Raw genomic sequence first — 14,303 nt, 5'->3', positions numbered from 1 at the left:
GGCGAGACAACGAGCTCGGGAGGAATGTGATGCGGTCGCTTCTGTTGGGCGGCGCCATGCTGGCGCTCGCCAATCTGCCGACGCTGGCGCAGGTCAGCGACGATGTCGTGAAGATCGGCGTGCTGACCGACATGGGCGGCGTCACCGCCGATATCGGCGGCAAGGGCTCGGTGATCGCGGCCGAGCTGGCGCTGAAGGAGTTCGGCGCGACCGTGCTCGGCAAGCCGATCCAGATCGTCGCCGCCGACCATCAGCACAAGGCCGATGTCGGCACTTCGATCGCCCGGCAATGGTTCGACGTCGACAAGGTCGACGCGGTGGTCGACGTGCCCAATTCGGCGGTGGCGCTGGCGCTGCAGTCGCTCGCCCGCGAAAAGAAGCGGATCGTGATGTATTCCGGCGCCGGCACGACGGCGCTGACCAATGAGCAGTGCTCGCCCTACGGTTTCCACTGGACCTACGACACCTATGGCGTGGCGCGCGGCACCGCCTCGGCCGTGGTCAAGGCCGGCGGGACGAGCTGGTTCATGCTGGCCTCGGACTATGCCTTCGGCCACCAGTTGCAGAAGGATGCCAGCGACGTGGTCGAGGCCAATGGCGGCAAGGTCGTCGGTTCGGTGCGCCACCCGCTGAACAATGCCGATTTCTCCTCCTTCCTGCTGCGGGCGCAGTCCTCCGGCGCCAAGGTCGTCGGCATCGCCAATGCCGGCAACGACACCGTCAACGCGATCAAGCAGGCCGGCGAGTTCGGGCTGGCCGAGCAGGGGCAGAACCTCGCGGCGCTGATCTTCTTCCTGCAGGACGTCCACAGCCTCGGCCTCAAGGCGACGCAGGGCACCTATCTGACGACCGCTTCCTACTGGGATCTCGACGAGCCCTCGCGGGCCTGGTCGAAGCAGTTCCTGGAAAAGGCCGGGATGATGCCCTCCATGCTGCATGCCGGCGTCTATGGCTCGGTGCTGCACTATCTCAAGGCGGTGAAACAGGCCGGCACCGACGATCCCGACAAGGTCGCCGCCGCGATGCGGGCGATGCCGATCAACGACGCCTTCACCAAAGACGCGACGATCCGCGCCGATGGCCGCGTGCTGCGCGAGATGTATCTCGCCCGGGTCAAAAAGCCGGCGGATTCGAAGGGGCCGTGGGACTATTTCGAGATCGTGCGCAAGATCGAGCCGTCCGAGACCGTCTGGCCGCTCTCCGAAAGCCGCTGCCCGGCGGTGAAGGGCTGAGCCTCGCCTTTCGACCCTCAGTCCTCATCCCGAGGAACAGCCAGAGGCTGCGTCTCGAAGGACGGTCCAGCTGTCTCCCGAGCCTCCTGAAATATCCTTCGAGACGCCATTCCCTTCGGAATGGCTCCTCAGGATGAGGGCCTTGGAGTGCTCAAGGGCGCTGTGCGCTCAGAGCGAGAAGCCCCGCAGCCGGTCGCCGAGCTCGCCGAGCCGGTCGGCGCCGACATTGGCGATGGCGATGCGCAGATGCCGCTCCTGGCCGGGGCCGAAATAGGGGCCGGGGAGGGCGAGCACGCCGCGCTCCTGAACCAGGCGGCGCACTACCTCGGCCGCCGGCACGCCTTCGAAGGGGTGGGCCAGATAGGCAAAATAGGCGCCGGCGGCGAGGACGTTCCAGCCGTTGAGCGGCGCGAGCGTCTGGCGGAACAGACCGGCTCGGGCATTGATCTCGGCGCGGTTGGCCTCGCGCCAGGCGCGGATGCCGTCGATGCCCCAGGCGATGGCGCCCTGGCCGGCCCGGACCGGGCTGATCTGGATGCAGTCGAGCACCTTGCCGATCTGCGCCAGGACCGCTTCGCCGGCGGTGATCGCGCCCAGCCGCCAGCCCGGCACGGCATAGGCCTTGGAGAAGCTGTAGAGGCCGATCAGCGAATCACGCCAGTCGCTTGCGGCGAAGAGTTCATGCGAGCGGCCAGCCCCGTCCGGCAGGAAATCGCGATAGGTCTCGTCGAGCACCAGCCAGATCTTGCGGCGCCGGCAGAGCGCGGCGAAGGCGGCGATGGTGGCAGGCGGATAGACCGCGCCGGTCGGATTGTTCGGGGTTACCAGCACGATGGCGCGGGTGCGCTCGTCGATCAGGCTCTCGGCCGTCGCGACATCGGGCACGAAGGCCTGTTCGGGATCGCAGGGCAGCGGGCGCGGCTCGACGCCGAGCATGTTCAGCGTCATCTCATGGTTGAAGTACCAGGGCGTCGGCAGCAGCACATTGTCGCCGGCGTGGGCCACAGCCATCATCGTCACGACATAGGCCTGGTTGCAGCCGGCGGTGATCGCGATCTCCTGCGGCGCGATCGGCGCGCCATAGAAGGCGCTGGTCTCGGCGGCATAGGCTTCGCGCAGGGCAAGGTCGCCGGTGATGGCGCCATAGCGGGTCTGGTCGGGGCGGCCGGCCGCCTCGGCGAGGCGCTCCAGCAGCGCCGCGGGCGGCGGCGAGCCCGGCACGGCCTGGGACAGGTCGATCAGCGGGCCGCGACGGCCGTCATAGGCTCTCGCCCAGCCCTGCGCCTCGGGGATCGGCGGGGTGGCGGTGTCGATGAGATCGGGGTTCAGCGGGGCGGGGGACGGCGAAGGCATGGCTGAGCTTTGCGGCGCCCGCGCCGCGCCGTCAACGCCTGGGCGCCTGTAGTCTTGGAGCGCGGGGCGCCCGCCGCCATATTCGCCGGGAAGCAATGACGATCCGGAGCCCGACGGCATGGATGAAGAGACACAGGACGCGATCGAGGAACTGCATGCGATGTTCGACCGCGCCCGGGTGATCGTCCCCTTCACCGGCGCCGGCATCTCGACCGAATCGGGCGTGCCCGATTTCCGCTCGCCGGGCTCGCCCTGGATGGTCAACAAGCCGATCCCGTTCGACGTCTTCGTCCATAGTCGGGAAGCACGCGTCGAGGCCTGGCGGCGGAAGTTCGCCATGGACGACCATTTTCCCGATGCCAGGCCCAATCGCGGCCATCGCGCGCTGGCGACGCTGGTCGCGGAACGGCGCTCGCCCGGCGTGATCACCCAGAACATCGACGGGCTGCACCAGGCCTCGGGCATCGCCGAGGAGGCGGTGATCGAGCTCCACGGCAACGGCACCTATGCGACCTGTCTGAGCTGCGGCTGGCGCCATGAACTCGCGGCGATCCGGCGGGCGTTCGAGGCTTCGGGCGAGCCACCGGACTGCCTGATGTGCGGTGGCGTGGTGAAGGCCGCGACCATTTCCTTCGGTCAGCAGATGCCGCAGCGGCAGATGCTGCGCGCCCATGAGATGACGCTCTCGGCCGATCTCTATCTCGTCGCGGGCTCGTCGCTGGTCGTGTTCCCGGCGGCGAGCTTTCCGGTCGTCGCCAAGCGCAACGGCGCCAGGCTCGTGATTCTCAACCGCGAGCCGACCGATCTCGACCCGATCGCCGATCTCGTGGTGAGGGCTGAGATCGGCGCGGCCCTGGCAAGGCTGGCAAACTGATCAGTCGCGCGCGGCGAAGGCGAGGCGCAGGGCCAGCGCGCCGAAGACGACGCCGAGGACGCGCTGTGGCCAGAGCGCGAGCCGGGGACGGCTCGCGATGGCGCGGCCGAGCCGGCTGGCGCCCAGGATGACGATGCCGTTGGCGATAAGGCCCATCAGGTTGAGGATCGAGGCCAGGATCACGACCTGAAGCAGGAGCGAGCCGGCTTCGGGCTGTAGGAACTGCGGCAGCAGCGCCAGCATGAACAGCGCCATCTTCGGATTGAGCAGGTTGGTGAAGAGCCCCTGCAGGAAGATCTGGCGCAGCGGGAAGCGTGCCGCTTCCGCCTTGGGAGCGAACAGGGCCGCGGGCGAGCGCAGGGTCTTCCAGGCGAGATAGGCAAGATAGGCGGCGCCGGCCCAGCGCAGCGCGTCATAGGCGGTTGGAACGAGCAGGAAGAGCTTCGACAGGCCATAGGCTGCTGCGAGGGCCTGGAGATAGCTGCCGGCGGCGATGCCGGCATAGGTCATGAAACCGGCGGCCCGGCCCTGGCCCAGGCTGCGCGAGGCGATCAGCAGCATGTCGGGCCCGGGCGTCGCCGTCAGCACGGCGCAGGCGAGCGTGAACAAGGCGAGCGTCGCGAGATCAGGCATGTCCTAACGTCTCCATCGCGGATCACGCGATCCTAGAGCATTTTCGAGCGAAGTGGACGCCGGTTCGCGTGAAGAAAATGCGATAAAACAAGGAGCTAGAGCCTTCCCGCGATTCGGGGAAACGCTGGAAGGCTCTAGGGCCGGATTCGCGTGAACCGATCGCCCCGCTGCCCGTCGTCAGGGCCGGTGCCAGCGCCCGGACCGACGAACCGACAGGTCCGCGCAAGACGCGGGAGCAGCTTGAGGGGCTGCTCGCGTCACGTCCGGCCGCGTGTCGCCGCCGCCGCTTCTCGCTGCTCGCCAGTCGGCTCACCCGGCATCGGCCGCGCTGCCGAGGGCGTGGTCGGCCGGTAAGCCGAGGCATCGGTCGTGAAATGGGCGTGTCCCCAGTCGGAGAGCTGCTTGCGGATGATCGCGACCAGGCGCCGATCCACCGCAGCTGCGAGTACGGGTATGTTCATCGCGAACTGGTAGGTCAGGAGGCGGCTGCCGGCGACCGCGCCGGCGATGCCATAGCAGAGCTTGTCCAGGGCATCGGGAACCACGCCCATGCCGGCCGCCTTCGCCTTGTCCCCGCCCGCATAGTTCTTGACGAAGAACACCTTCGAGAATCCCTTTTCGACACGGTCGAAGAGGCGCGATGTCAGGGAGTTGTCGGCCGGGAGGTAGGCGCCCAGCGTCGCCCGCAGCAGGTTGCCGCAGGTCTCGTCATCGAAGCCTGAGCGCAATGTCGCCAGGCTCGCGGCCATCAGTGTTACGATCTCCTTCGGCGTCGTCCCGAGCAGCGCCTCGGGCAGGCCGAGCAGGTAGCAGCGGTAGCGGCTGAGCTCGACGCGGGCGCGTTCCTGGGCCGTGAACTCGCTGCGGCCCTCGCGCAGAATGCCGGCCGACATCATGGTGACCCCGATGAGACCGGCCGGCATCTGATCGACCTGCGGGATCGGGATGCCGTAGACAGAAACGTCCCAGCGGCCTTTGCGCATGGCGTTGAAACGCACCATCGAGTGCATCAGGCGGACCATCGCCGCCGCGCGGAAGCCCTCGCCGTCGCGGGCGAGCGCTCCGGGCAGCACCGAGGTCGCGAAGAACGTCGCCGTCTCCTTTACGCGCCGTGCTGCGCTCGCATTCGAAAGCGTCCCGGTCAGTGCCATAGGCAGTGCGGCGTAGCGGTTCATGAAGGTCGCGATGAAGGCGGCGCGGATGGCGATCGGGCTCATGATCGCCATGGGCGCACGCTCGATGCGCGCGCCTTCCTCGACCATCGCCATGTCGAGCCAGTCGGGCACGGTTTCCATCGCTGCGATGAAGCTGCGCAGCTCGGGTGGTGCGTCGGCGACGGAATCGATTCCGTGCCTGCAGGCCTGTTCGAGCATCTCGATCAGTCGCTTGAAGCCATATTCCGGCATCAGGGCGGCATAGGGATCGGCGACGCGGTCGCCCATGAAAGTGTAGGCGCGGATCAGCGTCATCAGGCGGTCATCGGCGAGGAGCTGAGCGCGCTCCTCCGCGGTTGCCGTGCGCAGTTCGTTCGGGTCATTGGCGGTGCCGGCAACTCGCTCCGGCACGGCGTCGAAATCCACGGCTCCATAGATCGAGGGTGTCGCAATGGCCTGCCACCGCACCTGATCCCAAATCTGCTGCTTATCCATTCCGCTCATCCCGCTTGGCGCCGTCTCGAAGCGGCCCCCCAAGAGCCACGCGGGCGCACCGTAGGAAGGCTGCGCTTAAGCTTCGCTTACCCAACGGCGCTCCAAGTTGCCGCGGCCGGCCCGCAGGCGGTCGGATCGCGCGCACGCCGGCTGCTGGTCGTGAGCCCGGCCCTTGCCTGTCACGCCACCTCGCCCGGTGAAGGCGTGGCCGGGCGAGCGGTCGTCCATCGGAGCGCAAACCGTCCTGCGGGGCGCGATCCCAGTATATTTTCGACCTCGATCATGTGGATGGAAGCGTTCGCGCTGTTTCGCGACTCCGCTGCGGTGCTATCGTCGCAAGACGAATCAGATTTCGCATCGGAGATGAGCGGCACATGTCCGACGAGTACGGCGATGGTGGGAGGCCCCCACTCGGACCGATCCAATCGCTCAACCGGGTCGTGCGGCTCGACGGGCCCGAGGCTGGCATCGCCGACGCAGGCACCGAGTTGGTCGGCTACGTCAAATGGTTCGATGTCAGCAAGGGCTACGGCTTCGTCGTGCCGGAAGATGGCGGCAGCGACATCCTCGTCCACGTCACGATCCTGAAGCGCGACGGCTTCAACGCCATCGCCGAGGGGGCTCGCATCGTCCTCGAAGTTGTCGCTAAGGCGCGGGGGCGGCAAGCCATCCGCGTGCTCTCAATCGACACCTCCTCGGGGCGCCATCCGGCCGAGATGCCGATGGCGCGCACCAACGCCACGGTGACGCCGACGAGCGGGCTTGAGCGCATGGTGGTGAAGTGGTTCAACCGGCTGCGCGGCTTCGGCTTCGTCTCGGCCGGCGAGGGCGCGCCCGACATCTTCGTCCACATGGAGACGCTGAGGCGCTACGGCATCGTCGAGCTGATTCCGGGCCAGACCGTGTTGGTCCGCTACGGGCCGGGACCGAAGGGGCTGATGGCGGCCGAGATCCGGCTGGAGCAGGGCGGGCCGCCGAGCTCGCACTGAGAACAACACTCTCCGGAAGGGCGCCTGCGGGCGCCTTTTTTATTGCGCCGAACGCGCACGGAGGAGGATTTCAGCAAATGACGTCCAACGATGTGAATTGACGATTTTGCCGTTGTTTTATGCGTAATGCCCATTATAGAGGCGGCCGAAACTAAGTGTTGGAGCCTGTCCGGTTCGGCCCGAAGGCCGGCGGGGCAGCTCCGGAGAGCCGGCCGTGAAGCTGTTCCATCCGATCCTGGCCGGTGCGACGCTGGCCGAGCGCACGGCAGCCTGCGCCGGTGTCTTCACGGCGATCGCGCTCACCGCCGCGGCCGGCTTCATGTTTCCGATCCATGCCCCGCTCGTCGTCGCTCCGATCGGAGCCTCGGCGGTGCTGGTGTTCGTGGTGCCGGCGAGCCCGCTGGCGCAGCCCTGGCCGGTGATCGGCGGCAATGTGATCTCGGCCTTCGTCGGGCTGGTGGTCGCCTGGGCGGTGCCGGAGCTGACGATCGCGGCGGCGCTGGCGGTCGCGCTTGCTATCGCGGTCATGTCGCTGACGCGCTCGCTGCATCCGCCGGGCGGCGCCGTCGCGCTGACGGCCGTACTCGGCGGTCCCGCCGTGATGAAGTGGGGACTGCTCTTCCCCTTCGTTCCGATCGGGCTTTGCTCCCTGTCTCTGGTTGCGCTCGGGGCCGCCTTCCACGGCCTGACGCGGCGCAGCTATCCGCATCGTCCGCCAGCGGCCGATCCTGTGATGCCCCGGGCCGTTCCGGCGGCGGCGTTCAGTCCGTCCGATATCGACGAGGCTCTGGCGCAGATGGGGGATTCCTTCGATATCGCCCGCGAGGACCTAGACCTTCTGCTGCAATATGCCGAGGCGAGCGCGATGCGACGGCAGGCCCTGGGCTCCTGAGCTGCACCCGTGCGCTTCGCGCTTTGCGTAAGAACCGGCGAATTTGAACGATTCCGTTTCATCAGGTCTCATGGATTCCTGGCTAGGGTGACCTCGTTATGAGGACATGCCTATCGCCGTGCTGCTGATCACCGACCGCCCAGAACAAAGTCACAAGCTCGACCGGCTGCTGTCGCTGTGGGGCCGGTGCGCGGTCATCGACCTGAACCGGCCGATGACCAAGCTGCCCGAAACGCGGCAGCTGCTGATCAGCGACGTCGATCTGTCGAGCCGCGCCTCGGTCGAGGCGATGCGCCGGGCGCTCGCCGGCCAAAAGCGGAGTGTGCCGCATCTCTGTCTTGTTCGGGACGGTTCAGCCCGGACGAAGGTCCAGGCGAATGCGATCGGCGCCAGTGCCGTCCTGCCAGCCGATGTTCCGGTCAAGGTCCTGCTCGGCGAAGTCGGCCGCATGCTGAATGGCGGCGGCGGGCCCGAGCCGGTCCAGCAGCATTTCCTCTCGGCCTCGGTGGCCGTGGCCGACATGCTGGCCAGCGCCGCCCGCGGCGAGCTGTTGCCGGCTGCCGCGATCGAGGAGGGGGTCGAGGCGATCAACCGCGCCGCCGACAATCGTGACCTTGGCGCCTGGCTCGAGCTGGTCTGGGACCATGACGATGCGACCTACCAGCACTGCCTGCTGGTCGCGGGCCTCGCTGCCACCTTCGCCCAGCGATTGGGCTTCCCCGAGCATGCCCGCCGGCTGGTGACGGGCGCAGCGCTGCTGCACGATATCGGCAAGGCGCGCATTCCGATCGACGTACTGCACAAGCCTGGCCCACTGACCGCGGAGGAGCTTTTGATCGTGCGGGAGCATCCGCAGATCGGCTACGAAATGCTGCGCCGGCAGGGTGATTTCGCTCCCGACATCGTCGAGGTCGCCCGCAGCCACCACGAATATCTCGACGGTTCCGGTTATCCGCAGGGGCTGCGCGCAGGGGAGATCTCCGACCTCGTGCGGATGATCACCATCTGCGACGTCTATGGCGCGCTGATCGAAAGGCGCTCTTACCGCGCGCCGATGGCGCCGGAGGAGGCCTACCGGGTGCTGCTGACGATGGTCGGCAAGCTCGACGCCGATCTGGTGCGCGTCTTCAGGCAGGTCGCTCTGCCGAATTGACGGGAATGAGGTCGCGGCCGGGCCGGCCCGGCCAAGCGACTTGAATGCGCCGCATGCTCGGTGTAGCCGAGGAGCACGACACCAGAGAGGATGAACGCAGACATGGATTTCGACCTGACCGCAACGCCGCTTCGCCTTGCCGCCGGGGAATTCCATATCCATGCCTGCTTCGATCACCCTGTCCAGACTGAGCTGGTCCACGCCTGAAGGGCGCCGACTTTTCTCCGATCTCGATCTTTCATTCGGCCTTGAGCGTACGGGTCTCGTCGGGCGCAATGGCGTCGGCAAGACCACATTGCTCAGGCTGATCGCGGGCGAATTGCCGCCAGCTTCAGGTAGCGTCGTCACCAGCAGCAAGCTCGCGGTGCTGGCCCAGGCCGTCCCGCAGGCCTCCGCAGAAACGGTGGCGGAGCTGTTCGGCGCGGCCCCGGCCTTGGCCCTGTTGGGCCGTGCCGAGCGCGGGATCGCCACAAGCGCCGAGCTCGCCGAAGCGGATTGGACCCTGGAGACGCGCCTCGCCGCGGCCCTCGCCAGGTTCGGACTTGCCGTGGCCCCGAACACGGCGCTCGCCTCGCTGTCCGGCGGCCAGCGGACCCGGGCCGGTCTTGCCGCGCTGCTCTTCGCCGAGCCCGACTTCCTTGTCCTCGACGAGCCGACCAACAATCTCGACCGTGATGGTCGCGACGCGGTGATCGGCATGCTCGCGACATGGCGCGCCGGGGCGATCGTGATCAGTCACGACAGGGAGCTGCTCGAAACCATGGACGCCATCGTCGAGCTGAATTCCCTCGGCGCGACGCGATACGGCGGCAACTGGTCCCATTACCGGGAGCGGAAGGCGCTCGATCTGGCTGCCGCCCGGCATGATCTGTCGAGCGCCGAGCAGCGCCTGGCGGAGGCGGCCCGGGACAGGCAGCTCGCGAGCGAGCGCAAGGCGCGCAAGGACGGCGCCGGCCAGCGCAAGCGTGCCAAAGGCGACATGCCGCGTATACTGATGGGAGCGCGGCAAAACCGGAGCGAGAACAGCGGCGGGAACGCCGCGCTCCTGGCCGAACGGAAGCAGGCCCAGGCCGTGGCAGCGATCGAGGCCGCGCGCAGTCACATCGAGGTCCTTCAGCCGCTTTCGGTCGCGGTTCCCACGTCGGGGCTTGCGTCCGGGAAAATGGTGTTGCGGGTCGATGGCCTGAGTGGCGGTTACGCACCCCACCGCCCGATCGTCCGGGATCTGTCGTTCTCGATCATCGGGCCGGAACGCGTCGCGGTGACCGGCCCCAACGGTTCGGGCAAGTCGACGCTGCTCAGGCTGCTGACCGGCGAACTGCCTTCGTCGACGGGAGAAATCCGCCTCGATGTCGACTGGGCCCTGCTCGACCAGAGCGTCGGCATTCTCGACCCGTCAGGCTCGATCAGGGACAATTTCCGGCAGCTCAATCCCAGTGCCGATGAGAATGCCTGTCGCGCCGCACTGGCCCGCTTCAGGTTCAGGGCCGATGCCGCTTTGCAGGTGGTGGCTACGCTGAGCGGTGGCGAACTCATGCGAGCGGGCCTCGCCTGCGTGCTGGGCGGGGCCAATCCGCCGGCCCTCCTGATCCTCGACGAGCCGACCAACCATCTCGACATCGAATCGGTCGAGATCATCGAAGGCGGCTTGCGCGCCTATGATGGGGCGCTGCTCGTCGTCAGCCACGACCGGCGCTTCCTGGAGGAGATCGCGATATCGCGCTGGCTGGAACTGGCCGCCGCCGACTAACGGGCGCCATGGCGAAACGGTCTCGGCGCTTCCAGCAAATCGCGGCGAAGCGTGCGCCTTCGAACTCCGGCTACCGGCGTGGCGCCTGCCCGGCGCTCGATCCCCTCAGAGCGCGAACGAGGTCCCGCAGCCGCATGACGCGGTCGCGTTCGGATTGGTGATCTTGAAGGACTGGCCGACGAGATCGTCGACGAAATCGATCGTGCAGCCTTCGAGCAGGTCGAGCGAGGTTTCGTCGATCAGGACCGTCGCGCCGCGGCGCTCGATCACGAGATCGCCGGGCGCCTTCTCCTGGTCGATGTCGAACACGTATTGAAAGCCCGAGCAGCCGCCGCCGACGACGCTGACACGCAGCATCGAGCCGGGCGGTTCCTTGGCCATGACCGCGACGATGCGGCCCGCTGCCTTGTCGGTCAGCGAGATCGCGTGCGGATTGGCCTCGATCACGGTGGTCATGCGCAGAACATCCTTGCTCCTGCCTCGACTGCAAAGGTAATGGCCAGCCTGCGCCCGTTCAAGCCGCGTCCGCCGGTGGGCGGCCAGGCAGCGCGCGAACAGGCAGCAGGCGAACATGGCGTCAGCACCAGACCATTCCCTTCCACGCGAACCCGGCGATCGCTGGCGCGCCGCCTATGCCTGTCGCACGGCGACGAGCCGCGGCCGGCTGGTCGAGGAGCCGGGCTCGGCCACGCGCAACCCGTTCCAGCGCGACCGCGACCGCATCATCCATTCGACCGCTTTTCGCCGGCTGAAACACAAGACCCAGGTCTTCGTCTCGCATGAAGGCGACCATTTCCGGACCCGGCTGACCCATTCGATCGAGGTCGCGCAGATCGCGCGCGCTCTCGCCCGGGCGCTCGGCCTCGACGAGGACCTGGCGGAGGCGCTGGCGCTGGCGCACGACCTCGGCCACACGCCCTTCGGCCATACCGGCGAGGATGCGCTCGACGAGTGCATGAGGGATTTCGGCGGATTCGACCACAACGCACAGACCCTGCGGATCGTGACGCGCCTCGAACGGCGCTATGCCGGCTTCGACGGGCTGAACCTGACCTGGGAGACGCTGGAAGGGCTGGTCAAGCATAACGGCCCGCTGCTCGGCGCCGATGGCCAACCGGTGCCGCGCTATGCGGTCAACGGGATTCCGGCGGCGATCGTCGAGTACCAGGCCAAGCAGGACCTCTGGCTCGACACGCACGCCTCGGCCGAGGCGCAGGCCGCGGCGCTCGCTGACGACATCGCCTACAACGCCCATGACATCGATGACGGCCTGCGCGCCGGGATGTTCGAGCTGTCCGAGCTGCGCGCCGTGCCCTTCCTCGCCGAATTGCTCGACGAGATCGAAACGCTGCATCCGGGGCTTGAGAAGCCGCGCGCGACCAATGAGCTGGTGCGGCGCGTCATCACCCGCTTCGTCGAGGATGTGATCGTCAATTCCGAGGCGCTGATCGCGGCGCTCGCTCCGGCCGATGTCGATGCGATCCGCCGCGCCGGGGCGCCGGTCGTCGCGTTCTCGGACAAGGTCGCCGCGGCAGACAAGGCGATCAAGGGCTTCCTCTATCCGAACATGTACCGGCACCCGCGCATCAAGGTGATCCGCCAGCAGGCGGCTGATGTGGTGCGCGACCTGTTTAACCGCTTCAACGCCTCGCCGGAGGCGATGCCGGGCGAGTGGTCGGCCGATTGCGCAGCGTTGGACGAAGGGCGCCGGGCGCGCCGAATCGCCGACTACATCGCCGGCATGACCGACTCCTACGCGCTGGGCGAGCATCGCCGCCTGTTTGACGCCACCCCGTCGCTGCGATAGGGCCGGGCCGGTTAATCCTTCGAAATCCATCAATCTCCGTCGAAAATCGCTGGTTGCCATGAATATTTTCGAGACTTTCTCCGCGCGCCTTGCCGCCACCCTCTCCGGCATGGCCGAGGCCGGCCGCATCCCCGCCGGCCTCTCGCTGGCGCGAGTCGTGGTCGAGCCGACGAAGGATCCGGCCCATGGCGATCTCGCGATCAACGCCGCCATGGTGCTCGCCAAGGAAGCCGGCATGGCGCCGCGCGCGCTCGCCGAGCTGATCGTCGCCGAACTTTCCAGGGACGCCGATGTCCTCAAGGCCGAGATCGCCGGACCGGGCTTCATCAACCTCACCTTGCAGCCGGCCGTCTTCACGGCGGTTCTGAAATCCGCGGTGCTCGCCGGCACCGAGCATGGCCGCGGTCAGCCCAAGCCCGTGCCGAAGATCAACGTCGAATACGTCTCGGCCAATCCGACCGGGCCGATGCATGTCGGCCATGGCCGCGGTGCCGTGTTCGGCGATGCGCTGTCGGCATTGCTCGCCTTCGCCGGTCATGACGTCACCCGCGAGTACTACATCAACGATGCCGGCGCGCAGGTCGATGTTCTCGCCCGCTCGGCCTTCCTGCGCTATCGCGAGGCGCTGGGCGAGGAGATCGGCGCGATCCCCGAGGGGCTCTATCCCGGCGACTATCTCGTCTCGGTCGGCCAGGCGCTGGCCCGCGAGCATGGGCAGGCCCTGCTCGGCAAGGCCGAATGGGACTGGCTGCCGACCGTGCGCCAGGCGGCGATCGACGGCATGATGGCGATGATCCGCGACGATCTCGCTGCGCTCGGCGTCGTCCACGAAGTCTTCTTCTCGGAGCGCTCGCTGCAGGGCAGGGACGGGAACTCCGACGCCGTGCACCAGACGATCGAGGATCTGCGCGCCCGCGACCTGATCTATGAGGGCCGCCTGCCGCCGCCCAAGGGCCAGAAGGACGAGGACTGGGAGGACCGCGAGCAGACCCTGTTCCGCGCCACCAAGTTCGGCGACGATGTCGACCGGCCGCTGCTGAAGTCGGATGGCAGCTACACCTATTTCGCCAACGACATCGCCTATCACCGCTCGAAGTTCACGCGCGGCTTCGCCGAGATGATCGACGTCTGGGGCGCCGATCACGGCGGTTACGTGAAGCGCATGCAGGCGGCGGTGAAGGCCGTGACGAACGGCGAGGGCGCGCTCGACGTCAAGCTCTGCCAGCTCGTGCGCCTGTTGCGCAATGGCGAGCAAGTCCGCATGTCGAAGCGCTCCGGCGACTTCGTCACGCTGCGCGAGGTCATCGACGAGGTCGGCCGCGATGCGGTGCGCTTCATGATGATCTTCCGCAAGAACGACGCGACGCTCGACTTCGATCTCGCCAAGGTGGTCGAGCAGTCGAAGGATAATCCGGTCTTCTACGTCCAGTACGCGCATGCGCGCTGCGCCTCGATCTTCCGCCAGGCGAAGGAAGCCTTCCCGGATCTCGACCTGTCGCCGCAGGCGCTGGCGCTGGCCGATCTCGGCTTGCTGACCGACGAAGCGGAGATCGGCATCGTCAAGATGATTGCCGCCTATCCGAGGATGATCGACGCCGCGGCTTCGTCACATGAGCCCCATCGTGTCGCCTTCTTCGTCCACGAATTGGCGAGTGCCTTCCACTCGCTCTGGAACAAGGGCAAAGACTCGCCGCAATTACGGTTCGTTAATCAAACTGATCGAAAGTCGACCGCAGCAAGATTGGCGTTCGTGCATGCGGTGCGCAGCGTCCTTGCTTCCGGTCTGGCGGTCGTCGGTGTGACGGCGCCGGAAGAGATGCGCTGACGGGTCTGACCCCCGTCGCCTCGGGCGCCTTGCGGATCAGAAGATCCGGCCAGCGCTTGCCGGGATCGATGCGGGAGCGGGATTGGTTGGGCGTGCCGGAAGGCAGGCTGGCCGGGCTTTCGTCAGATTGACCGCGCGCGGCCGCC

At 67.3% G+C, this 14,303-nt stretch carries 12 protein-coding genes; 8 read left to right on the top strand and 4 right to left on the bottom strand.

From position 1 onward, the window contains the following. The first annotated feature begins 29 nt into the window (after positions 1-29). Positions 30-1,232 carry an ABC transporter substrate-binding protein gene (locus DK26_RS07490; RefSeq protein WP_066469909.1) on the top strand — a complete coding sequence of 401 codons (1,203 nt, stop codon included), beginning with the start codon at positions 30-32 and terminating at the stop codon, positions 1,230-1,232. A 168-nt stretch (positions 1,233-1,400) separates the two neighbouring features. Here the strand turns inward: DK26_RS07490 and DK26_RS07485 are convergent, their stop codons facing one another. Further along, on the bottom strand, positions 1,401-2,585 hold the full coding sequence (locus DK26_RS07485; protein ID WP_066469907.1) for an aminotransferase: 1,185 nt from the start codon (positions 2,583-2,585) through the stop codon (positions 1,401-1,403). A gap of 118 nt (positions 2,586-2,703) precedes the next feature. Here DK26_RS07485 and DK26_RS07480 point away from each other — a divergent pair, with 118 nt between their 5' ends. Then, positions 2,704-3,459 (top strand): Sir2 family NAD-dependent protein deacetylase, encoded by a 756-nt coding sequence (locus DK26_RS07480; RefSeq protein ID WP_066469906.1) that lies wholly within the window; start codon positions 2,704-2,706, stop codon positions 3,457-3,459. Here DK26_RS07480 and DK26_RS07475 read toward each other — a convergent pair whose 3' ends face one another. Both DK26_RS07475 and DK26_RS07470 read right to left on the bottom strand, forming a co-directional pair. Continuing rightward, a complete protein-coding gene (locus DK26_RS07475; protein ID WP_066469904.1) occupies positions 3,460-4,092 on the bottom strand; it encodes a LysE family translocator in 633 nt (210 codons plus the stop codon). Between the two features lie 257 nt (positions 4,093-4,349). Continuing rightward, positions 4,350-5,741: an oxygenase MpaB family protein gene (locus tag DK26_RS07470; RefSeq protein WP_083533037.1), complete on the bottom strand. Its 1,392-nt coding sequence runs from the start codon at positions 5,739-5,741 to the stop codon at positions 4,350-4,352. A gap of 374 nt (positions 5,742-6,115) precedes the next feature. On the opposite strand from DK26_RS07470, the gene DK26_RS07465 reads away from it, so the two are divergent. The 4 genes from DK26_RS07465 to DK26_RS07450 all read left to right on the top strand — a co-directional run bounded on the left by DK26_RS07465 (position 6,116) and on the right by DK26_RS07450 (position 10,525). After that, on the top strand, positions 6,116-6,730 hold the full coding sequence (locus DK26_RS07465; protein ID WP_066469903.1) for a cold-shock protein: 615 nt from the start codon (positions 6,116-6,118) through the stop codon (positions 6,728-6,730). Positions 6,731-6,944: 214 nt separating this feature from the next. Further along, positions 6,945-7,622 (top strand): HPP family protein, encoded by a 678-nt coding sequence (locus tag DK26_RS07460; RefSeq protein ID WP_066469902.1) that lies wholly within the window; start codon positions 6,945-6,947, stop codon positions 7,620-7,622. Positions 7,623-7,728: 106 nt separating this feature from the next. After that, positions 7,729-8,775, top strand: a complete 1,047-nt coding sequence (locus DK26_RS07455; protein ID WP_066469900.1) for an HD domain-containing phosphohydrolase — start codon at positions 7,729-7,731, stop codon at positions 8,773-8,775. 160 nt (positions 8,776-8,935) lie between these two features. Continuing rightward, the gene (locus DK26_RS07450; RefSeq protein ID WP_066469898.1) at positions 8,936-10,525 is read left to right on the top strand and encodes an ABC-F family ATP-binding cassette domain-containing protein; all 1,590 of its coding nucleotides are present in this window, start codon (positions 8,936-8,938) and stop codon (positions 10,523-10,525) included. Between the two features lie 105 nt (positions 10,526-10,630). On the opposite strand, the gene DK26_RS07445 is transcribed toward DK26_RS07450, so the two are convergent. Further along, positions 10,631-10,981 (bottom strand): iron-sulfur cluster assembly accessory protein, encoded by a 351-nt coding sequence (locus DK26_RS07445; protein ID WP_066469896.1) that lies wholly within the window; start codon positions 10,979-10,981, stop codon positions 10,631-10,633. Between the two features lie 115 nt (positions 10,982-11,096). On the opposite strand from DK26_RS07445, the gene DK26_RS07440 reads away from it, so the two are divergent. Together DK26_RS07440 and argS are read left to right on the top strand one after the other, a co-directional pair. Further along, positions 11,097-12,332 carry a deoxyguanosinetriphosphate triphosphohydrolase gene (locus tag DK26_RS07440; protein WP_066469894.1) on the top strand — a complete coding sequence of 412 codons (1,236 nt, stop codon included), beginning with the start codon at positions 11,097-11,099 and terminating at the stop codon, positions 12,330-12,332. Between the two features lie 58 nt (positions 12,333-12,390). Further along, the gene (argS, locus tag DK26_RS07435; RefSeq protein ID WP_066469892.1) at positions 12,391-14,157 is read left to right on the top strand and encodes an arginine--tRNA ligase; all 1,767 of its coding nucleotides are present in this window, start codon (positions 12,391-12,393) and stop codon (positions 14,155-14,157) included. Positions 14,158-14,303 lie beyond the last annotated feature (146 nt).

This window comes from Allobosea sp. WAO (genome assembly GCF_001509835.1).
GTDB lineage: Bacteria > Pseudomonadota > Alphaproteobacteria > Rhizobiales > Beijerinckiaceae > Allobosea.
Note: the sequence above shows the minus strand (reverse complement) of the source record. Positions and strands in the feature narration are given on the sequence as shown.

What these genes read in the sequence shown, in the direction of transcription:
- DK26_RS07490 (WP_066469909.1), top strand. Translation starts at nt 30, where the DNA reads ATGCGGTCGCTTCTGTTGGGCGGCGCCATGCTGGCGCTCGCCAATCTG.
- DK26_RS07485 (WP_066469907.1), bottom strand. Translation starts at nt 2,585, where the DNA reads ATGCCTTCGCCGTCCCCCGCCCCGCTGAACCCCGATCTCATCGACACC.
- DK26_RS07480 (WP_066469906.1), top strand. Translation starts at nt 2,704, where the DNA reads ATGGATGAAGAGACACAGGACGCGATCGAGGAACTGCATGCGATGTTC.
- DK26_RS07475 (WP_066469904.1), bottom strand. Translation starts at nt 4,092, where the DNA reads ATGCCTGATCTCGCGACGCTCGCCTTGTTCACGCTCGCCTGCGCCGTG.
- DK26_RS07470 (WP_083533037.1), bottom strand. Translation starts at nt 5,741, where the DNA reads ATGGATAAGCAGCAGATTTGGGATCAGGTGCGGTGGCAGGCCATTGCG.
- DK26_RS07465 (WP_066469903.1), top strand. Translation starts at nt 6,116, where the DNA reads ATGTCCGACGAGTACGGCGATGGTGGGAGGCCCCCACTCGGACCGATC.
- DK26_RS07455 (WP_066469900.1), top strand. Translation starts at nt 7,729, where the DNA reads ATGCCTATCGCCGTGCTGCTGATCACCGACCGCCCAGAACAAAGTCAC.
- DK26_RS07450 (WP_066469898.1), top strand. Translation starts at nt 8,936, where the DNA reads ATGCCTGCTTCGATCACCCTGTCCAGACTGAGCTGGTCCACGCCTGAA.
- DK26_RS07445 (WP_066469896.1), bottom strand. Translation starts at nt 10,981, where the DNA reads ATGACCACCGTGATCGAGGCCAATCCGCACGCGATCTCGCTGACCGAC.
- DK26_RS07440 (WP_066469894.1), top strand. Translation starts at nt 11,097, where the DNA reads ATGGCGTCAGCACCAGACCATTCCCTTCCACGCGAACCCGGCGATCGC.
- argS (WP_066469892.1), top strand. Translation starts at nt 12,391, where the DNA reads ATGAATATTTTCGAGACTTTCTCCGCGCGCCTTGCCGCCACCCTCTCC.